The organism is Anaerovibrio lipolyticus DSM 3074 (assembly GCF_900141865.1).
GTDB classification, from domain to species: domain Bacteria; phylum Bacillota; class Negativicutes; order Selenomonadales; family Selenomonadaceae; genus Anaerovibrio; species Anaerovibrio lipolyticus.
Genome location: NZ_FQYW01000011.1, coordinates 1 through 21,777 on the forward strand (window position 1 = coordinate 1; position 21,777 = coordinate 21,777).

The window sequence follows — 21,777 nt, forward strand, 5'->3', positions numbered from 1 at the left end:
ACACTGCCAAGAATACAGTGAGTTTTACTACAAGAAATACGCTGAGGTTAAAACCCATCAGCATAAACGTGCACTCGCTCTCACAGCTCGTAAAGCAATAAAGTTGATTTTTGGATTGCTGGCCAAGAATCAGCTCTACTCCGAAAACAGAGTAGGCCAATCTTAATATTTTACGAACAAGCCTTCTGGATTTTAGGTTTACTGTCCAGGGGCCTGTTAAGTGCACGCTAATTTAAGGATTTGCTTGCAAAACTTTTGAAAAATGAGCTTTACATATTACCAGGTTGCTAAAGCTTCAACTGCAATAACGGTATCTTGTTACCAAGCAAAAATAAACTATATTGGAATTGAAATTAATGTCTTATTTTTGCACACAAAAAAACGCAAAAACGGGCAGTTCACTGCTCTGCCCTACTTTTTGCGTTAAAATTGCAATTATGGTACTTTCTAAATTTTATACTACAGATGTCCCCCCCCCGTGTGGACATTCATTGGATGCAACAAGGCCACTATGGCCTTTGATAAGTATTAACCCCACTTCCTTGTCCTCTCTTTCATCCGTGAATAATCATTACAATTTTGTATTTTACATAATATAATTGATAAAATCAAGAAATATTCACAAAAAGTGGTATTTTTGTCCCATTTATAGTTGTTGGTACTTAACATTAATATAAATTATTACTTTTAAAAACTAATACTTTTAGGATAATTATTCTTATTTGCCAAAACTTATCTAGTATTATTTTGTGCCATTATATGACCGTTACAATCCTAGAAGATATAAAACCTCATTCTACAATATATAATTATCTCGTGGAATATGTATTGCTATTGCATAGCGTTTTGCCTATAATTTGATTATAGATATAGATGAAAGGAGATTTTATTATGGCTGCTAAAACTTCAAATCTATACGCCCGTATTGAACCAAATGTTAAAGCTCAAGCAGAGGGTATTCTGACCGCTTTGGGAATCCCTGTCTCCAATGCTATAAACATGTTCTACAAGCAGATTATTCTTCATCGTGGACTACCCTTTGAAGTTAAGCTACCGCCTTCTACTTTACCTGATATTACCAGGATGACTGAAACGGAATTAGATGCTGAACTAGAAAAAGGGTATCAAGATATGTTGGCTGGAAGAACCAAACCAGTAGATGAAGCCTTTGCAGAAATTTGGAAGGATTGCCAGGTATGAAATACAAAGTAGTTGTTTCTGAAGAAGCGAGTAAAAATATTCGCAACATATTTCGCTATATTGCCTTAACACTACAATCCCCCGAAAATGCTTTTAATCAAATAAAACGAATTGAAAAACACATTAGAGGACTTAGCGAAATGCCATACAGATTTCGAGTATATAAACATGGGAAATGGAAAGGTCGCGGTCTTCATGTGATGCCTGTTGACAATTATTGTATATTTTATATTCCCGATGATGAATCCACCACAGTAACCATTCTTCAAGTAATGTATGGTGGACAAGATATAGAAAAATGGTTAGACAAAATAACACTATAACTAAAAATGATGCCTAGGTGACCTATACCGTAGCAAAAGGACACCTAGGCATTTCCTTTATAATTATTATATTTTCCCGCCTTACATATATGCTCTCCTGCATATATTTAGTCATTAAAACCTTTATTCTAAAAAAATTAAACAATACTATTTGGTACTTTTAAATTTCGGTGTTCGATTATCTTATTCCTTGTGTATCTTAGATTGTATTTCAGCTGCTCCAATCGCTCCAGGTCAAAAAGCGGATTGGCAGTGAATACCTCATCTATTAGGGCATCCACCTTATCTGGGGACAGTTTATCCAGTTCAAGGTTTGAGTTACTTATCAGCTTTAACTGCTCTTCCTGGGTGTCCTTAAACGGCTTTGATGGCTGCTTGCGGAATTTCATCTGTTTATTGATTTTCTGATACCACAGACTATTGCCGTTATCAAATATTGGAGCCATGCCAATAAATTGCTGTGTATTCACGTCCTTGATAAAGCCAAAATTGCCATAGTGACGGTCTGAATTATGAATCAGATAATCAAAGGCCAGCATATTATCAATTTCTCTCGGCTCCACTGCTATCTTCAATTTTTCCATGCACCTTAAAAAATGCTGATAAGTATCCTCGTGATTGAGTTTTGGAAAGACACTCCGCACTTCTAATGCTGGTACATATTCCGTATCCGTGGTTATAAAGGTCTGGCAGGTACAGTAAGCCTGCTCTGCCTCATCATCATAAACCAACCTGTAATCCACATGAGGCAAGCCCAATTCTGTCAATAGCTTTGAGGCAAATACTTCGTTGTATGGCTGCTGGTCGTAAGGTGCAGTCCCCTCTTTGTACAGAATACGCTTGTTATCTTCAATGCACCAAAATTTAGGAAGCTCACCATTTGAGCTGCTGTCAGGGGAATAGCCTGACTCTCCCAAATTTATGGTCTTAAAGCTCTGTTTAATGAAGTCGTTATCAAAGAGATTAACAGCCTCCCAGTCCAGTTCAAAGCCTTCCGGCTTAAACCAGTATTGGTCTGAAAGATTAAGTCCAAGATTTTTAAATGACATGGCTGCCGGTGTTTCCACACCGTAGGCATTCAGCATAGCAGACAAATCCTTACGATTGACCGAAACACTGCGGTTATCAATCCAGCTTTTCAATGCAGATGTGCTGTCATAACCATATTGAACGGACAACGGTAAAAGCTCAGCATTGATGATAGCTATCTTGTCCTGAATCCAACCAGATACCGGATTTATATTAAAACTGCAAACTGAATTATTCTTGCACATCAAGGAAATCTGCATAAAATTCACCTTCTATCTATCCCTCTTAACCTCCGATATTGTCCCCTAAAAAGCGGCTGAATGTGTAATTACAGATTATTTTCCTTCAAACAAAGCCTTTGCGAAGTCCTCGGCTACGAATGGGCGTAAGTCGTCTACGCCTTCGCCTACGCCAATCCATTTAACCGGCATGGAGAGCTCGGCCTTGATGCCGATTACCACGCCACCCTTGGCAGTGCCGTCCAGCTTGGTGAGGACAACGCCGGAAATAGGTGCTGCCTCAGTAAAGAGCTTGGCCTGGCTGATGGCGTTCTGGCCGGTGGTGGCATCCAGTACCAGCAATGTCTCATGGGGCGCATCTGGAATTTCACGCTGAATTACACGATTGATTTTCTTCAGCTCCTCCATGAGATTGGACTTAGTCTGAAGACGTCCTGCGGTATCAATAAGAAGGATATCCACATTACGTGCCACAGCTGCCTTTACCGCATCAAAGGCCACAGCTGCCGGATCGGAATTTTCCTCATGACGGATAACCTTGGCATTGGTGCGCTCGCCCCAGATTTCCAGCTGATCAATAGCAGCGGCACGGAAGGTATCAGCAGCGGCCAGCATAACGGTCTTTCCCTGTTCCCTGTAGTAATTACTCAGCTTGCCAATAGTGGTAGTTTTGCCCACGCCATTTACACCGATTACCAAAATAACGGTAGGACCTTCCTTGGCGATTTTGGTAGTATCTGAATCCTTGGTAAGAAGCTCAGAAATCTTCTTTGCCAAGAACGGCTTCAAGTCCTCAGGAGTATTGATTTCCTTTTTCTTGATGCCCTTACGTACAGCTTCCATGAGATTATCAGTGGTGTTGACCCCCACATCTGCCATGATAAGAATTTCCTCCAGCTCATCCAGCAGATCATCATCAATATCGGCATAGCCAATAACCAGCTTTTCAATTTTTTCAGTAATAGTTTCACGGGTCTTGGTAAGACCCTTTTTTAATTTATCAAAAAATCCCATCATAAACCTCCAAAGAATTTAATTTTCTATCATGGATTCAGCTTCCTTCAGCTTTACGGAAAGAATCTTGGATACACCAGCATCCTCCACAGTAACACCATACATGGAATCCGCTGACTCCATAGTGCCCTTACGATGAGTAACCACAATAAACTGGGTATTACTGGAATATTCCTCAAGGAAGCTGCCGAAACGCCCAATATTGGCTTCATCCAACGGTGCATCCACCTCGTCAAGAAGTGAGAATGGTGCCGGTCTATAACGCAGGAAGGAGAACAGCAAAGCCACAACTGTAAGGGCACGCTCTCCACCTGACAGCACCGCCAAATTCTGCTGCTTCTTGTCAGGAATCTGTACCACTATATCCACACCGGATTCCAGCACATTATCCTTGTCTATGAGAATAATCTTGGCTTCACCACCACCAAAGAGTCTGACGAAAATATCCTTAAAGAACAGATTAATACTGTTAAAGGCTTCCTTAAACTGCTTGGTCATGGTGGCATCCATTTCGCCGATAATCTTCAACAAATCCGCCTTGGCGTTGTTAAGATCCTCAGCATTCCCGGACAAAAATCCGTGACGCTCCAAAAGCTCTTTGTATTCCGTTGGAGCATTTGGATTTACGACGCCAATGGCTCCAATCTCCCGCTCCAGTCGCTTCAGTTCCCGTTTAAGGGCTGTTGGTTCCATCTCAGGCACCATCTCAGCTGCACGCTCCGGAACTATACCATATTCAGACAGCATCTCATTTTCCAGCTGCTCCAAATCGTATTCCGTATGGGATGCATTCAACTCCAGCTGATGCAGCTCATCCTGAATACCATTAAGACGCTGCTGGGCTGCCTTGGTTTCCTTTTCGTTTTTCTGGCTTTCCACCAGCTTTTCCATGCGACGCTCGTGAACTTCCTTGTATTCACCTTTTGCCTTTGCATAGTCATCCTGTAAATGCTGGGTTCTGGTAATGAGTCCGCCAATCTTATTTTGGCTTTCCTCCAGTTCATTGTCCAGCCTACGGATTTCCTGCTCATTTTGGCTGATGGCTTCTGCATTTCTTGAAAGCTCACGCTGACGAATCAGAGTCTTTTCCTTCATGCGGAGAATACTCTGCTCCAGCACCGTTTTATCATGCTCCAGCTGATTGGTAAATACAGATAGGTCCTCTGCCTCCTGATCCATATCAGCATAATCATCATTGATCTCCTGAAGCTCATCATTTAAGGCTTTATTATTCGCATCCAGATTTTCAGTTTCTTTTCTCAGCTCAGCCACCTTGCCTTGAATGGAAAGGAAATTGGCCTGGGCATTTTCCAGCGTGTGCTCCAGCACCTCATAATCTGCATTGGCCTTTGTCAGCTTTTCCTCAATGGAGGAAACATTCAGCTGATGCTCCTGCTCCCGCATTTCCAAGGCATGGAGGTCATTTCTGAATATATCCAGCTCAGAGGCAGCTACTTCTATTCTCCTTTTAAGGTCACTGCACTTTTCCTGCAAATCATCAAAGGATTTTTTATCCTTTGCCAGCTTATCTCTAAGCTGTTTTATTTCATCCTGACGATTAAGGAAGCTGCTTTCCCTATGCTGATGGCTTCCACCGGTCATGGCACCACCAGGACTAAGAAGCTCGCCTTCAAGGGTTACAATACGAAGGCGCTGCCCCATCTGCCGATTTAAGCTAACGGCGTTATCCATAGTGTCAACCACCAGGGTTCTTCCCAAAAGGAACTCCATAACCTTTTTATAGGCATCATCAGTAGTGACAATTTCATGGGCCCAGCCAATAACACCCTTCGCCCCATTGGGCAAATTCTCCCGATTATTTCTTGGAGTAATGGAAGACAGTGGCAGGAAGGTAACACGCCCCAAACGGTCGCGTTTTAAAAATTCAATGGCCGCCTTGGCAGTATCAGTATCCTTGGTAACGATATTTTGCAGGGCTCCTCCCAAGGCTGTTTCAATGGCAGTCACATATTTACCGGGAACCTCCATTAATTCAGCCACAGTACCACACACCTGCTGACGCCAAGGTGTCTGGCTTTTAAGTACAGCCTTTACAGCCTTGCCAAAGCCTTCATAGGAATTCTGCAAATTCTCCATTATCTGAAGTCGGCTGGCCATCTTCTGAATGCTGCCATCCAGCTGGTTCTTTTCCCTGGTTAAGGTCACAAGGGTCTGGTTATCCTCTTTAAGCTGATTTTCCTTAAGTTGGATTTCCCGAGCCTTTGAATCCTTTTTCTTGGAGGTTTCCTCAGCTGCCAGGGTCAATTCCCCCTGGTCCCTTTCCATAAGGGCAATTTCCTTTTGCAGCTCCTCTAATTGCTGCAGCTGATCACCACGATTTTGGCTGTCGTTTTCCAGATCACGCTCCAAAATCAACAGCTGGCTGTTTTTTGCATTATAGCTCTGCATGCCCTCCTGAACCTGCTTTTCAAGATGAGACCGTTCTTCCCGTTTTTTCTGTAGGGATTCACGGAGACCCTTGGCCTGTTCGCGGCATTTCTGTATTTTGGCTGTTGTTTCCTCAAGGGTGCTCTGGGACTCTTCCCCGCTCTTGGTAGAATCATTTATATCCTGCTGGGCTTCTTCTACAGCAGCCTTTAATTCACGAAGCTGCTGGCTCAGAAGCTGACGGGACGCCTTGCCCTGACGGCGGCGCTCCTCCAGAACCTTAATGTCACTTTCAGCTGCCTCAAGCTGGCTGTGGAGTTCGTTGCGCTTCTGGGAAATAACCTCCTGCTCCTTTTCCAGCTCCAATACCGCCTTATCAAACTGCTCCTTGCGGTTTTCTGAAAGCTGCAGGGCTGTTCTGGCAGCTATTTCCTGATCCTTCTTGGCAGTAATAGCTGCAGTGTGCTTGGCCTTTTTCTTGTTAAGGTCAAGATAGTTAAGGTAAATGCCAGCCAGATTGAATTTCTTTAATTCCTCCTTAAGGGCATTGTATTTTTCTGTCTTTTCCGCACTGAGCTTCAAAGGCTCCAGCTGATTCTCTATCTCGCCAATAATATCCTGAACACGAAGGAGATTAGACTCTGTGTCCTCCAGCTTCCGCATGGATTCCCGCTTACGGTTTCTGTATTTGGTTATTCCTGCTGCTTCCTCAAAAAAGAGCCTTCTTTCCTCAGGACGGGCATTCAGAACATCATCTATTTTATTCTGACTTATGATACCCATACTGTCATGACCAATACCGGTATCCGCAAAAAGATTGGTTATATCCTTCAGACGGCAACGGGCCCTATTGATGTAGAACTCGCTGTCACCATTTCTGAAAAGTCTTCTGGTAATGGTGACTTCCTGAAAGTCCACCGGCATGGTTCCATCGTTATCAAAAACGAGAGATACCTCAGCCACCCCCATGGCACGACGGGCAGCACTGCCATTGAAAATAACATCCTCAGCCTTGGTACCGCGGATATTACGGATATTCTGTTCACCCAGTACCCATTTGATGGCATCAGAAATATTACTCTTGCCACTGCCGTTTGGCCCCACAATAGCTGTTATTCCCTTGTCAAAATCTACTTCTATTTTATCGGCGAAGGTCTTAAAACCATAAGCCTCCAGTCGTTTTAACTGCAACTAAAACACCAGCCTGTTTGAAATTTAATAACACTTTATTTTAGCATAAATTAAGCCATTTTCATATTCTTATGGGCCATTTCATTACAAAACAAAAAGGCTGAAAAGACAAAAGCATCTTTTCAGCCCTTCGGACATTATCAAATAATCTTATTTGGCACCCAGCATAGCCATCATAGTACCAGCAGCTACTGCTGTACCGATAACGCCAGCTACGTTAGGACCCATTGCATGCATCAGGAGGAAGTTGGAAGGGTTTGCCTTCTGACCAACCATCTGAGATACACGGGCTGCCATAGGAACGGCAGATACACCTGCAGAACCGATGAGCGGATTGATCTTGCCACCGGAAAGACGGCACATAACCTTACCAAGCAGCACACCAGCGGCAGTACCACCAGCGAATGCCAGGAGACCAAGGAGGATAATCTCAATAGTCTGTACAGTCAGGAAGTGCTCTGCACTCATGGTCATACCAGTACCAGTAGCAAGGAAGATAGTAACGATGTTGCACAGTGCATTCTGGGAAGTATCGGACAAACGGTCTGTTACACCAGACTCACGGAACAGGTTACCAAGCATCAGCATACTGATAAGAGCAGCTACAGGTGGGAGCAACAGGGAAATGATAATAGCTGAGGATACTGGGAACACCAGTCTCTCAAACTTAGTTACATTGCGAAGCTGTTCCATCTTGACAGCTCTCTCTTCCTTGGAAGTCATCAGCTTCATAATAGGTGGCTGAATGAGAGGTACCAGAGACATATAAGAATATGCTGCTACAGCGATTGCACCAAGAAGATTTGGAGCCATCTTGGATGCCATGTAAATAGCAGTAGGGCCATCAGCACCACCGATGATACCGATAGCGGAAGCCTCCTGGGCAGTAAACCCAAGAGCCATTGCACCAGCCAGGGAAATAAATACACCAAACTGTGCAGCCGCACCCAAGAACAGGGTGTTAGGGTTTGCAATCAACGGTCCAAAATCCGTCATGGCACCTACACCAAGGAAAATCAGTGGAGGGAAAATCTCATACTGAATACCATAGTGGATAACCTGCATAACACCTGGTTCTTCGAGGAAACCGGTGCATGGGAAATTAGCCATTATACAACCAAAGGCAATTGGAGTCAGCAAAAGTGGCTCGAATTCTTTACCGATAGCCATGTACAACAGTAACAGGCCTACCAGTATCATAATGAAATTACCCAAGGTAAAGGAAGCAAAACCGCTGTCCAGCCATACTGACTGAATAGATGTTAAAAATGCGCTTAATATATCCATACTCTAGTGACTTCTCCTTATCATCTCATCTTCAAGGTAGTAAGGCCTTCATGACGAGCTACGCCGCCCCATGCAGGACGATCGGCTACTCTGATAGCCTTAACGCGAGAAAAGCCCACACCCATGGTTGCCAAAGCAGCTGCAATAGCTGCCACGGTCTCGTCTGCAATACCCTTCTCCACTACTGGAGCAGGTGCAGCTGTTTTAGGTGCCGGAGCTGCCTTTGGAGCTGCCTTTGGAGCTGCTGCTGCTTTTGCAGTCGGATCAATCTTGTGGATCAATCTGATGTAAAGGCTTAAAACAAACAGCACCGCGAATACGATTGTCATGTTAATAAGCATGATGACAATAGGATTCTGAGTTTCCATAAATACACCGCCTTATTAAAAATTTTAAAACTGCCACTGCCTCAATTTGAATAATAATATTCAGGGTGAAGCAGTGCCCCCCTTTAACACTTTTAGTACACTTACATATTATAACGCACTTGCTCAAATTTTTCCATTTCAAAATGGAAAAATATTCACATTAGCCTTTCAACTTGATAAATACTATTTATTTTTCCCAAGTTATATCGCCATTGTTCAAGCTTTTTTATTATCGCAGGGCCTTTTCTATTCTTTTTATGTAAATGGAGCGATAAAGATTATTTTCTCCCAAGCCCTTTGTAGAAAAACGCACCTCTATACCGGCACCTGAAACAATGTTTTTCCAGCTATCCGGCTGATCTCCTGCCATATCCACTGTAGCATGATCACCACCAGTTAAAAGCATAGGTCTCATGAAAACCTTTTTTACGCCCTTTTTCTTAAGACGTTTCAGGACATCATCAAGGTTTGGATAATCATCAGCCTCCAGAACCCCAACATGAACAGGCAAATCTTTTTTGTCGGCATACTGCTGTACCCACTCATAAACCGGGTTATGACGCTTCGGTGAGCCATGTCCCATAAGCAGCAGCTCTTCTCCTGGCTCCAGTGAATCAAGATAAAAAAGTATGTCTGCAATACCTTCATAGTCCTCAGGGCCCTTTCCGGCCAATGCCGGCTCAGCCACATGAATCTCTGTGAATTTATCCTTGGCTTCCTCCACTACTTTGACAACCTTGTTGTCAAACTCCAGACCGGGAGTCAGATGGGTAGGTGCCACAACCACTTTTTGATAACCAGCATCCTCCAGTTCACCCAGAACCTCTTCCAAAGTCTCATAGGTCTCCCCCTGGGCAGCCAGCTTTTTTATTAGAAAGCGGGAGGTCCAGGCCTCAAAGATATCATAATCCGGGAATGCATTGCGGATATCCCCGATAAGGGAATCTATGCACTTTTTCTTTACGTCCTTATCACCTACACCGAAGGTAGTTACAATAATTGCCTGTTTCATATTCGTACACCTTATCTTGCACCCTGTTCTTTTAAAACAACATCAGCGATTTCGTGACAAATTACATCCAGCTGGGACTGATCTGGTCCCTCAGCCATTACGCGGATAAGTGGCTCTGTACCAGAAGGGCGAACCAAAATACGGCCATCGGAGCCCAGCTTTTCCTCTCCAGCCTTAATGGCAGCCTTGATATTCTCGTTTTCTTCCCAGCCTTCCTTGGTCTTAACAGCAACATTAACCAAAAGCTGTGGATAGCTTACCATCATCTCGTTAAGCTCGGAAGCCTTCTTGCCGCTGCGCTTAACAGCAGACAGAACCTGAATGGCAGTAACAGGGCCATCACCAGTGGTATTGTAATCAGTGAAAATAATATGACCGGACTGCTCGCCCCCCAGCTTATAACCGTTAGCCAGCATATTCTCCAGTACATAGCGGTCACCTACCTTGGTGATCTCAGCTCTGCCGCCCAATTCCTTAATGGCCTTATGGAAACCGATATTGGCCATAACAGTGGTAACAACAGTATTGTGGGTAAGAGTACCAGCAGCAATCATTTCCTTGGCACACATTACCAGAATATGGTCACCATCAATGATATTTCCTTTTTCATCTACGCAAAGGCAACGGTCAGCATCACCATCATGGGCAATACCAAAATCTGCTCCCAAACCAACTACTGCCTTCTGAATGCGATCCATATGGGTGGAACCGCAATTGTCATTAATATTTCTGCCATTTGGCGCATTATTAAGAACAATAACATCGGCGCCAAGGCTGTTAAGAACCATTGGCATTACCTCATAGGCTGCACCGTTGGAGCAATCCAGTACAATCTTCATGCCATCAAAACGCTCCTTGCAGGTGGAAAGAATGAAATCCTTATACTCATTGATATAGTTATGGCGATAATCAATATAGCCCATCTTGGCACCGGTGGAACGAGGGAAATCATCCCCAGCCTCAATCTTTCTTACAATTTCCTCCAGCTCGTCCTCCACAGAATCAGGCAATTTATATCCATTGCCGCCGAAGAACTTAATACCATTGTCGTGGAATGGGTTATGAGATGCAGAAATAACAATACCGCAGTTAGCGTTCTTTTTCTTTGTAAGATATGCAATAGCTGGAGTTGGGATAACGCCAACAATAATTGCACGGCCACCAGCAGAACAAATACCCGCACACAAAGCAGCCTCAAACATCTGACCGGAAATTCTGGTATCACGGCCGATGAGAATCTTTGGCATCGTTTCAGAATTTTCACCAAAATACAAGGTTGCCGCCCTGCCAAGACGATATGCCAATTCTGGAGTCAGCTCAACATTTGCCTCTCCACGCACACCATCAGTACCAAATAATCTAGCCATAATAAAATAACCTCCAAGTTAGTAATATCAAATTCACATTCTTTTAGTATGAGCCTTTTTATCTAAAAATGCAAGTGCCGCATTCATGCCATCAAGGGCTGCACTCATTATGCCACCCGCGTAGCCTGCCCCTTCACCAATGGGATAAAAGCCCGACAGGCTCTCAGACTCGAAGGTGCCCTTATCCCTAATAATCCTGCACGGTGCCGATGACCGGGACTCAATGCCAGTCATTACAGCACCCACATTATCAAATCCCGCTATTCTTCTTCCAAAATATGGCAGGGCATCTGTCAGCATACCACTGACGAAATCCGGCAGGCACTGATGGAGATCCACAGCCCGTACTCCTGGCTGATAGGAAGGTTTGGTAAGAAAATCTGTGGAGCCGGATTTTCCTGAAAGAAAATCTCCCACCGTCTGAACAGGAGCGTAATAATCTCCGCCTCCAGCCTTAAAGGCCGCCCTTTCCCATTTACGCTGGAACTCAATTCCTCCCAGCACATGATCCGCAAAATCCTTGGTATTGACCGTAACCAAAAGCGCTGAATTAGCAACTCCAGAGTCACGTCTGTAATCACTCATACCATTGGTAACCACGCCCTCCAGCTCCGAAGTAGCGGCCACCACCTGACCTCCTGGGCACATACAAAAGGAGTAGACACCACGGCCCTTTTCCTTATCATTGTAAGTAACAGCATAATCAGCCACAGGAAGAAGCTCATGGCCAATATCATCACCATACTGATTTCTGTCAATCATTTCCTGGGGATGTTCTATACGAACCCCCACTGCAAATGGCTTTGCCTCCATGCTAAGACCAAAATCGTAAAGCATCTTATAAGTATCCCGGGCAGAATGGCCAATGCCAAAGAAAGCCGCTGATACATTCATCCGCTCACTATCATTAATAATAACGGCCTTAATAGAGCCATCACTATTCTTCTCTATACCCGTAACCTGGCTTTCAAAGCGCACCTGGCCCCCAAGGCGGATAACCTCCAGCCGGATATTTTTGACAACTGTACGCAGCATATCCGTGCCAATATGTGGCTTGTGGAGATATTTAATATCCTTCGGGGCACCAGCCTTAACAAAATCATCAAGCACCGCACTAATGAGGGGATTATTTACCCTTGTGGTGAGCTTGCCATCGGAAAAGGTCCCGGCTCCTCCCTCGCCAAACTGGACATTGGACTGAGGGGATAACGCTCCTCCAGCCCAAAACTTCTGAATATCAGCATGACGGCTGTCCACATCCCGGCCCCGTTCCAAAACAATAGGCTTATAACCAGCCCTGGCCAAGGTAAGAGCCGCAAACATACCTGCAGGGCCAAAGCCCACAATTACCGGTGGCTGATCATCAACTGCTGGTGATGGATATTTTCTCGGCATCTCCTTTTTAGGGGCCCAATCTATATTTTTATTTTTCTTAAAGCGGTTAAGGATTTTCTTTTCATTACCATCTATTGCTACATCCAGTATATAGACGAACTTAATCCCAGCCCCCTTGTAACGTCTGGCATCTATGGCTTTACGCACAATTACCACCTCACTGACAGAGTGAGGTGGTAATTCCATTCGTTTTTCAACCAAGACATTAAGGGGTGTCGTATCATCAAAGGAAACATTAAAGTTCTGTATCCTAATCACTTAGCTTACCTCTCTTATTGCTCAATCACTATTTCACTTTTTTGATCTGTATCTTCACAGTAACCTTCTGGCTAGGAGATATTATACCATCTGGCAGAACAAGATTCACTTCTTTTGTAACATCGGCATTGGCTCCATCCACCACAACAGTGTCCGTGAATATCTCACTGAGCTTCTCCAACACCTCGGTCTTGCCTGTAATCTCAACCTTATCTGGCTGGGCAGAAACTACTGACACCTCAAAGTTTTGTTCAGGAACACCACTGTATGCTGGCTTAATCGAAACGACCTTCTTATCAACGCCACTCAATATCTTGGCCGTAACATCCATTTCCTTAGTGGACAGAGAAACGCTGTCGACTATATTGCCATCAACATCAACAGGTGTCAATTTAACCTTTATAGTGAAATCAGATGTATTATTGGCTAAATTAAGATAGCCTACCACCCGATTGACTCTTTCCACGTTGGTTCGTGGGCCTGTAACCTTGACACTGTCTTTTTCCGGAATAATCTTATCCAGGGCACTGTGGGCGCCAGTATTACCAGTTACCTGAACATTCACTGCCAGCTGCTTTTCGACAAGGGCCTCCATGGTTACTTCAATAAATTCATCTGAAACATCCACAACTTCAAAGCCCTGAGGAACCACTGTGCGCACCTTCAACTTATTGGTGCCTTCAACAGCCTCCCCCAAATCAACGTAAGCCTTGAAATCATCAGGCTTTGTGGCAGTAAAGGAAGCCCGTGGAGCTTTTACCTTTACTGTTACATCACGGGGATTCAGCTTAACTGTATAGCCATCCGGCCCATTAATGGTATAAATAGGCACCGTGAAGGTGGAATTTACAGAGGGATTCTCGTCATTCATAACGAAAAACCAAAGAACAACCGCCCCCAACAAGGCCAGTATTTTGGCTGGAAGATTGTGTCTGAATATACTCTGGATTCTATTCATCATCTTTCTTCCTCCAATTTGCAATAATATCCTTAAACTTCATACTTGGCTTCTCTTTTACAAAGAGAGGACGTATACGCTGACGCAGACTGTCATGGGTCATATAACGCTCAATACGGCCATTTTCTGCCACAGAAACCACACCGGTTTCCTCGCTGACAATGATAATTACAGCATCACACTGCTCAGAAAGGCCAATGGCCGCTCTGTGTCGGGTACCAAGCTCACTGCTGAGGGAACGGTTCTCCGTAAGGGGCAAATAGCATCCTGCCGCCACCAAACGCTTGCCACGTATCACAGCAGCACCATCATGCAACGGTGTATTGGGAATAAACACATTCATTAAAAATTCTGTGGTTATAAGTCCCTCTATTTTAATACCTGTATCTATGATTTCATTTATACCGACATTTTTCTCTATTACCAGCAAGGCACCGATTTTCTTGTCTGCCATATTAAATACAGCCTTATCTATTTCATTTGTCAGAGAATTGGCTTCCTCCACATCAAGGTACTGGTCCAGACCCAAAAAGCGTCCCTGTCCCAGACGTTCCAGAGCCCTGCGGAGCTCCGGCTGAAACACAATAGGCAAGGCCACAAACAACAAGGTTACAGTTTTTTGCAGCAGCCATGAAATTACGTGAAGCTCCAAAAGGCCGGACACCAGAGTAACAATCATCAGCACAATAAGGCCCTTCACCAAGGTGATGGCCCGGGTATCCTGCAGCATTTCGTAAACCTTGTAAAGAATTACGGCTACAATCAATATATCTACTACATCCCAGAAGCCCACAGTCCTTATCAGACCATGTATCTGAGAAGGAATGGGCAAATCCAACATGTGAATTAGCAAATCAAGCGACATACAAACGACTCCTTGTAACTATAACACACTACCACACATATTTTTTATTCTATCATCATTAATTAAAATCCTGCTTAAAATTTCAATAAAAATAGATAGAAAATTGTATCATTATTCCTAAATTTTTATAACATTAATATTATAATATAATTATAGTAGCAATAATTTATGAAAACAAGGTGATTAACAGCAAAAAAGGCGTCCCCCACTTAGAGGAACGCCACAGATTCATTTTATCAATACTGTCCAGCCACATCAATGAAGCCGAAGGTATCTTCCACCTCACCGGTATGGAGACCATCAATGTAATCATACATCTTCTGGGCAAATGGACCAATCTTGCCATCATTAAATACCATCTTGGTATTGGCACTACTATAGCCCAGCTCTCCTACAGGGGAAATAACCGCAGCAGTACCGGAGCCAAATACCTCCTCCAGCTTGCCGTTCTTGTAGGTTTCAAGAAGCTCATCAGTGGAAATCCTGCGCTCCTCCACTTCATAGCCCCAGGATTTTGCCACCTGCAAAACTGTACGTCTGGTAATACCATCCAAAATCGTACCATCCAGTTCAGGAGTAACAATCTTATTGTCAATCTTGAACAGGATGTTCATGGAACCAACCTCACCGATGTATTTACGCTCAACGCCATCCAGCCACAGGGTCTGGTCGTAACCCTTTTCGTGAGCCACCAAGCCTGCGTGAAGGGATGCTGCGTAGTTTGCTGGTGTCTTGGCGGCACCCAGGCCACCGCGCACAGCTCTTACATAGGTGTCCTCCACCATAATCTTTACCGGAGCAAAGCCATGAGCATAATATGCAGCTACCGGAGACAGAATGATCATCAGCTTGTAGCACTTGCTGACGCTAACCCCCAAGTATGGGTCATTGGCGAAAATAAATGGACGGATATAAAGGCTCTGACCAGGTCCATCAGGAATCCATTCCTTTTCGATGTCAATGAGCTGCATGAGAGCATCATAAACCAGCTTCTCATCAACCTGTGGAATATCTAAAATCTTGGCAGATTTATTCAGTCTTGCAATATGATCCTTGGCACGGAAAACAACGGCCTTGTTGCCCTTGTAGCGGTAAGCCTTGCAGCCTTCAAAAATTGCCTGCCCATAATGAAGGGTAGTGTTGGCTGGGCTAACCTTAATATCCTCATAAGGAACGATACGAGGGTCATACCATCCCTTGCCTTCCTCATAATCCATTACAAACATGTAATCAGTAAAGTGAGTGCCAAATCCGATTTTGGTAACATCAGGTTTAGCCTTTAAAGTATCCGCCTTAACAAAACGAACATCTGCCATAAATATACATCTCCTAACTTTTTGTACATAAATTATGTACTTGTGTAAACATATAATATCAAATTATAGTCGTTTCAGTGTAATAAATCAAGAGTTTTTGTTATTTTTGGCAACATTTTGTAAACCTTGTCCACTAAATTAGCAATGAAAGTTCCAAAAGTACCCTGCCAATGTTCCCAATCATATCCGTTGCAATCAGCCCATTGCCATTTTTTTCATAAGCCTCATCACCAGCCCTGCCATGAATATATACCCCCACCAGAGGAGCACACTTCCCCCTTGTTTGGCAATAAACGCCTGCTATGGTGCCTGCCAGCACGTCACCACTGCCTGCTGTAGCCATACCAGGGTTTCCTACAGTGGTGATATACAGGCGCCCATCAGGGTAAGCAACTGTTGTTTCCTCACTTTTGGCCACCAAAATTACATTATTTTCTTCTGCAGCCTTTTCAATTATGTTACAACGATCCTGCTGTAATTCCTTGACAGAAATATTAAGCAATGCAGCCAATTCTCCCAAGTGGGGAGTCAATATTGGTACATGGTGGCAAGCTTTTAATAAATGGCACTGGCCGCGAAAGGCATACAGGCCATCAGCATCAATTATCAATGGTGTCTCCGTCTGGCGTACAAATTCCCGCACCAGCTCCATGGTACCTTCGTGTCGGCCCAACCCAGGGCCAATAAGAACTACATCATACTGAGTGGCCTTTTCCAGCAGAAAAGCTAACGCATCAATGCCAATATGCCCCTTTTCAGCTTCAACCACCGGAATGGTCATAACCTCAGTTAGCTTAATCTCAAAAATAGTATTCAGGCTTTCAGCGCAGGCCAGACTAGCTATTCCGGCTCCTGCTCTCAAAGCCGCCTGTGAAGCCATGACGGCAGCACCGGTCAGGCCTGTGGAGCCGGCGATAACCAACACCCGTCCGCAGGTCCCTTTGTGACAATCCTTAGGCCGTGGCAACATCATTCCCTTTGCAAGCTCCCCATCTATGGGAATCAAATCCAGCTTCATAAAAATCCCCTTATCCTTCCAACACACATTGGGCTACCGCACTGTTTTTTGAGTGGCTAATGCTTATCCAGATGTTTTTCACACCCTTTTTCTCAGCCAATTCCCCAAACCAACCGTGGAGTCTTACCCTTGGACATCCCAGCTCATCATTATATACGTCTATATCCACCAGCTCACCGCCCCGTAGACCGGTTCCAAATGCCTTTAGAATAGCCTCCTTGGCCGCAAAACGACCTGCAAAGGACTGTACGCTGCTCTTTCCCCTGGCTTTACAGTATTCGATTTCCCCGGCTGAATACACTCTTTTTATGAAAGCCTCACTGGAAATTGCCCTTTTTACTCTATCCAGCTCTATAATATCCACACCAATGCCAATAATCATAATTCTCTCCATATCTGTATTTTTAGGTTTTCATAGCAAAAAAGGGCTCCCAAGGAGCCCTTTTATCATTAACGAATTGATTGCATTGCTGATTTATCCAGGTGAACTGCACGTTCAATGAGCACTTCAACCCTACGGTTTTGGGTGCGCCCCTCCTCAGTGACATTGTCAGCAATAGGTCTGTACTGGCTACAGCCCAATGCACTGAACCTGGCCGGATTCATACGGGAATCCTGGGCCAGAATATACTTCATAAAATTCAGGGCACGGGCAGAGCTGAGCTCCCAGTTGGAAGGGAACTGAGCATTGCTGATAGGAACATCATCTGTATGCCCGGAAATCAGAATACGCTGTGGGATAGGTGCTATCAGTGCTGCAATGGCCGGACCGATACGCTGTACACCAGGAACCAGATCAGCAGACCCGGATGGGAACAGTGCCTTCTCCTTGATTCTGATCATAAGCCCATCTTCTGTAAGGGCGGTGCTTAAATCTTCATTTAATTCATTTTGCTCAATATATTGGTCCAGGCTCCGTTTTACAGCTTCAAGCTGATTATTCTCTGCCAGATATGCCTCAGCACCGCCATCCTCATCGGATAAATAATCTCGGGAACTGGTAGAGGCAGGTCCTGCACCGGAGAAGAAGGACGGACCGCCCAAATTAAACGCCGAACTGAAGGCCTGAGCCATCTGAGTCAGCTTGGTTTCATCAGTCTGGGAAATTGCAAATAAGCAAATAAACAAGGCCAGGAGCAGTGTCATCAGGTCAGAATAAGGCAGAAGCCACGCCTCTGATGCTTCTTCTTCATGAGGCTTTGGTCTTTTTTTCTTCGCCATGAACTATTCCTCCTTCTTCAAGCCTTCACGTGCTGTCTGAGGAATAAATACCATCAGTTTAGCTTCTATTGCTGTAGGAGAGTCACCTGCCTGCAAGGACAAAATGCCCTCGATGATCATACGCTTTTGATTTATTTCCTGCTCAGACAAAATCTTTAACTTGTTACAGAATGGGAGCCACAATACATAACCGGTGAATATACCAAGTATTGTAGCAACGAATGCCGCCGCGATGGAATGGCCCAGCTTATCAATATCATTCAAGTTACCAAGTGCTGCAATCAGACCTACTACGGCGCCAAGTACGCCCAGTGTCGGTGCATAAGTACCAGCCTGGGAGAACATGGATCGGTTCTCTGTATGACGGGCCTGCATGATAGCCAGCTCCGCATCAAGTACATCACTAACGAATTCCGGCTCCATACCATCGATAACCATACCAAGACCAGTACGGAAAAACGGATCCTCTATTTCCTGAACCTTACTTTCCAGTGCCAGAATACCTTCACGACGGGCCAACTGTGAAAGCTCAATAAACAACTGCAAAAGCTCACTGGAGGATTGCAGATTGTTCTTTTTAAAGGTCATACCTATAAGCTTAGGAAACCTCACCACCTGATCCATACGGAAACCGATGAATATACAGGACGCTGTTCCACCTATAATGATAAGGAAGGCCGCAGGATTGTTCAACGCTGAAATTGGAGCTCCCTTAATTACCATACCAACGAATACTGATATGAGACCCATTACCAAGCCAACGATTGTAGCTAATTCCAAAATAATTCCCCCCGTTCAACCCATTACATGTCGTTTAAAATGAATAACATATTATAGATTGTTTTTTACACTATGTATATTCAATAAAAGTATAAAAAATCCTACTTCCACTGATAAATATATAATCATTATACAACAAAATTCTCAAAATTCCAAAATACTAAATACCTAAAAATTCTTAAATATTACAGAAGAATAAATTTTCGTTATACTATTATAAGAACTATTTAATATTTGCATAATATATGATATAATAATCAACGGATAATTTTGATTTATCGGACAAAATTTCCCTATACATTATATCGGAGTGATTACCAATGGAATTAAGACAACTAGAATATTTTCAGATGGCAAGCCGGTTAAAAAATATCACAAGAGCGGCAGAAAGATTAAATGTTTCCCAGCCTAACATAACCGTGGCTATAAAGAAATTAGAGGCTGAGCTGGGCATTCAGTTGTTTGACCGCAGTCAAAAGCAGCTCTCCCTCACCCCTGAGGGCACAATCTTCCTCAACCGCATTGAGCTGGCTCTTAGGAATATTCAGGATGCAGTTCTTGAAGTCAACGACTACAAGCAGCTGCAAAAGAGCACTATAAAAATTGGTATTCCATCCATGATCGGTGCCTACTTATTCCCAAGAATATTCTCCAGCTTCCAGCACCTTTATCCTCATCTGGATATTTACCTTTACGAGGAAGGCTCCATGACTATCCGTGAGCAGCTGGAAAGGGATGAACTGGATTTTGGTATTGTAATTCTTTCTGATGCCTCCTCCAGTCTGCAGCTTCTCCCTATGGCCCGCAACCAGATTGTGGCCTGTGTCCCTGAGGAGCATCCGCTGGCCCGTAAAAATTCCATTAACATTAACGACATAAGCGAGGCGGATCTCATTATGTTAAAGGAAGGCTCCTTCCTTCGTTATATGGTTTTAAATAAGCTGAAAATGGCTAATATTTCTCCAAATATTGTACTGGAATCCAATCAGATTGAAACTATTAAGGGCTTAGTCAGCACAAATGTCGGCATTTCCTTCCTGCTTGATTTCATCGTAAAGGGAACTCCGGGCATCAAGATTCTGCCTTTCGAGGATCCAATTTATGTTGATTTGGGACTGGCCTGGAAAAAGGAGCGTTACATTTCCAAGGCTGCACAATCATTTATTGATTTCTGTAAGAATACCCTTAATGAGCATCACTGACTTAGGTGATACGAAAATAAATAACAAAAAAGGCTTTGAAGACGTGATCTCACGTTTCCAAAGTCTTTTTTCATTGCCAATATTTTTATTTCATCTGACCTAAATAATGGGTTACAAACTGTCGGGCACTTCTGCCACTTCTGCCCGAATGCTCCAAATTCCACTGATGTCCCAAAATGCGCAGCTCTTCCCTTTCAAGGTGAATACCCTCCTGACTGAGGAAGTGGTCAATAATATCAAGATATTCATCCTGGGTAGGCTCCAGATAAGTGATAATAAGGCCAAAGCGGTCTGACAGTGATATGGTTTCATTAATACTGTCATTCCTGAAAAGCTCATCCTGGCCATCTACACGATCTCTCCAGGTTTCACGAATTAAATGACGTCTGTTGGAGGTGGCGTAAATCAGCACATTTTCCGGACAGGACTCGACTCCGCCCTCAATGGCAGACTTTAAATACTTATAATCACTGTCTGATTCCTCAAAGGAAAGATCATCAAAAAAGATAATGAACCGCTTGCTGGCATACTGACGTAAGGTAGCCATAATCTTTGGCAGCTCATTAAGCTGGGTTTTCTGCATCTGGAGCAGTCGTAGTCCCTGGCTGTAATATGCCTTGGCCAGTGCCTTAACCCCTGAGGATTTGCCTGTACCTCTTGCCCCTACCAACAGTACGTTATTGGCAGGCTTCTTATTAATAAATGCCAGTGTATTGTTAATAAGCTGCTCCTTTTGGCGCTTGTATGCAATTATATCAGCAAAATCCATGGCCTCAAAATGCCTTATTCCCTTCAGCTTCTGATGCTTGGAATCCCAGGAAAAGGCCTGATGGGAAGCAATCTCCCCATAGCCGTATTTTCGATAGAAAACCAAAAACGCATCTGCCACTGTCTCAGGAGTATTGCACCCCTCCAGCTGTTTTTCCAGAAAAGCAGTTGCCTCAAGCGTATATGGTATAGAAGGAATATAATCATCCAAAATACTTATATTAACAATGCTCGAAGCCCTATTAAACAGCAGAGGCATCAGCTTTTTAATATCATGCACAAAGGCCTTTTTCAGGCTATCGCCTATAGCCCCCTTGGAGGCTTCAGCCATTTTTGCTGCCAGACACCCCTCCTGACTGAGAAGGTGAAGAAAAAGTGCCCTTATTAGGTTGCCGCTCCACCCTTCATTTTCTGCCTTTTCCACCAAGTGGCCTGCAAAGGCATGGCTCAGTGCCAAATTATCCGGTTCGCTGCCGGATGCCATAAGCTCCTGCACAAGCTTATCCTTTAATATACTACGGCACACCAACATATTTTCAAGGTCAACAGATACCATATTATGACCTCCATTTCACATT

19 protein-coding genes are annotated in these 21,777 nt (G+C 44.0%); 3 read left to right on the top strand and 16 right to left on the bottom strand.

Features of this window, described 5'->3' with window-relative positions; genetic code table 11:
* Positions 1 to 891 precede the first annotated feature (891 nt).
* Both B6K08_RS06960 and B6K08_RS06965 read left to right on the top strand, forming a co-directional pair.
* Positions 892 to 1,200: a type II toxin-antitoxin system RelB/DinJ family antitoxin gene (locus B6K08_RS06960; RefSeq protein ID WP_039206380.1), complete on the top strand. Its 309-nt coding sequence runs from the start codon at positions 892 to 894 to the stop codon at positions 1,198 to 1,200.
* Positions 1,197 to 1,523: a type II toxin-antitoxin system RelE/ParE family toxin gene (locus B6K08_RS06965; protein WP_039206381.1), complete on the top strand. Its 327-nt coding sequence runs from the start codon at positions 1,197 to 1,199 to the stop codon at positions 1,521 to 1,523. The genes B6K08_RS06960 and B6K08_RS06965 overlap by 4 nt, the downstream gene beginning before the upstream one ends.
* 137 nt (positions 1,524 to 1,660) lie before the next feature.
* On the opposite strand, the gene B6K08_RS06970 is transcribed toward B6K08_RS06965, so the two are convergent.
* From B6K08_RS06970 to motA, 15 genes are all read right to left on the bottom strand, one after another.
* Entirely contained in the window at positions 1,661 to 2,812 is a 1,152-nt protein-coding gene (locus B6K08_RS06970) for a HipA family kinase (protein WP_052211858.1), read from the bottom strand.
* A 75-nt stretch (positions 2,813 to 2,887) separates the two neighbouring features.
* Positions 2,888 to 3,805: a signal recognition particle-docking protein FtsY gene (gene ftsY / locus B6K08_RS06975; RefSeq protein ID WP_039206382.1), complete on the bottom strand. Its 918-nt coding sequence runs from the start codon at positions 3,803 to 3,805 to the stop codon at positions 2,888 to 2,890.
* Positions 3,806 to 3,823: 18 nt separating this feature from the next.
* Complete coding sequence (smc, locus tag B6K08_RS06980) at positions 3,824 to 7,384, bottom strand: chromosome segregation protein SMC (protein WP_080325792.1); 3,561 nt, start codon at positions 7,382 to 7,384, stop codon at positions 3,824 to 3,826.
* 150 nt (positions 7,385 to 7,534) lie between these two features.
* Positions 7,535 to 8,671, bottom strand: a complete 1,137-nt coding sequence (locus B6K08_RS06985; protein WP_039206384.1) for a sodium ion-translocating decarboxylase subunit beta — start codon at positions 8,669 to 8,671, stop codon at positions 7,535 to 7,537.
* Between the two features lie 20 nt (positions 8,672 to 8,691).
* Entirely contained in the window at positions 8,692 to 9,039 is a 348-nt protein-coding gene (locus B6K08_RS06990) for an OadG family protein (protein ID WP_027398082.1), read from the bottom strand.
* Between the two features lie 229 nt (positions 9,040 to 9,268).
* On the bottom strand, positions 9,269 to 10,051 hold the full coding sequence (locus B6K08_RS06995; RefSeq protein WP_039206385.1) for a sirohydrochlorin cobaltochelatase: 783 nt from the start codon (positions 10,049 to 10,051) through the stop codon (positions 9,269 to 9,271).
* Between the two features lie 11 nt (positions 10,052 to 10,062).
* Positions 10,063 to 11,418, bottom strand: coding sequence for a phosphoglucosamine mutase (gene glmM, locus B6K08_RS07000; RefSeq protein WP_039206386.1), 1,356 nt, complete (start codon positions 11,416 to 11,418; stop codon positions 10,063 to 10,065).
* Between the two features lie 33 nt (positions 11,419 to 11,451).
* A complete protein-coding gene (locus B6K08_RS07005; RefSeq protein ID WP_080325793.1) occupies positions 11,452 to 13,071 on the bottom strand; it encodes an NAD(P)/FAD-dependent oxidoreductase in 1,620 nt (539 codons plus the stop codon).
* Positions 13,072 to 13,099: 28 nt separating this feature from the next.
* The gene (locus tag B6K08_RS07010; protein ID WP_080325794.1) at positions 13,100 to 14,032 is read right to left on the bottom strand and encodes a CdaR family protein; all 933 of its coding nucleotides are present in this window, start codon (positions 14,030 to 14,032) and stop codon (positions 13,100 to 13,102) included.
* Complete coding sequence (gene cdaA / locus B6K08_RS07015; protein WP_080325795.1) at positions 14,022 to 14,894, bottom strand: diadenylate cyclase CdaA; 873 nt, start codon at positions 14,892 to 14,894, stop codon at positions 14,022 to 14,024. The genes B6K08_RS07010 and cdaA overlap by 11 nt, the downstream gene beginning before the upstream one ends.
* Positions 14,895 to 15,130: 236 nt before the next feature.
* Positions 15,131 to 16,210, bottom strand: a complete 1,080-nt coding sequence (locus tag B6K08_RS07020) for a branched-chain amino acid aminotransferase (protein WP_080325796.1) — start codon at positions 16,208 to 16,210, stop codon at positions 15,131 to 15,133.
* 133 nt (positions 16,211 to 16,343) lie between these two features.
* Complete coding sequence (locus B6K08_RS07025) at positions 16,344 to 17,228, bottom strand: NAD(P)H-hydrate dehydratase (RefSeq protein ID WP_080325797.1); 885 nt, start codon at positions 17,226 to 17,228, stop codon at positions 16,344 to 16,346.
* Between the two features lie 10 nt (positions 17,229 to 17,238).
* Positions 17,239 to 17,622 (bottom strand): holo-ACP synthase, encoded by a 384-nt coding sequence (gene acpS, locus B6K08_RS07030; protein ID WP_327078471.1) that lies wholly within the window; start codon positions 17,620 to 17,622, stop codon positions 17,239 to 17,241.
* Positions 17,623 to 17,678: 56 nt separating this feature from the next.
* Positions 17,679 to 18,449: a flagellar motor protein MotB gene (locus B6K08_RS07035; protein WP_080325798.1), complete on the bottom strand. Its 771-nt coding sequence runs from the start codon at positions 18,447 to 18,449 to the stop codon at positions 17,679 to 17,681.
* 3 nt (positions 18,450 to 18,452) lie between these two features.
* Positions 18,453 to 19,199: a flagellar motor stator protein MotA gene (gene motA, locus B6K08_RS07040; RefSeq protein WP_052211755.1), complete on the bottom strand. Its 747-nt coding sequence runs from the start codon at positions 19,197 to 19,199 to the stop codon at positions 18,453 to 18,455.
* 350 nt (positions 19,200 to 19,549) lie between these two features.
* Here motA and B6K08_RS07045 point away from each other — a divergent pair, with 350 nt between their 5' ends.
* Entirely contained in the window at positions 19,550 to 20,431 is an 882-nt protein-coding gene (locus B6K08_RS07045; RefSeq protein WP_080325799.1) for a LysR family transcriptional regulator, read from the top strand.
* A gap of 85 nt (positions 20,432 to 20,516) precedes the next feature.
* Here B6K08_RS07045 and B6K08_RS07050 read toward each other — a convergent pair whose 3' ends face one another.
* Positions 20,517 to 21,755, bottom strand: a complete 1,239-nt coding sequence (locus tag B6K08_RS07050; protein ID WP_039206013.1) for an ATP-binding protein — start codon at positions 21,753 to 21,755, stop codon at positions 20,517 to 20,519.
* Positions 21,756 to 21,777: the final 22 nt, after the last annotated feature.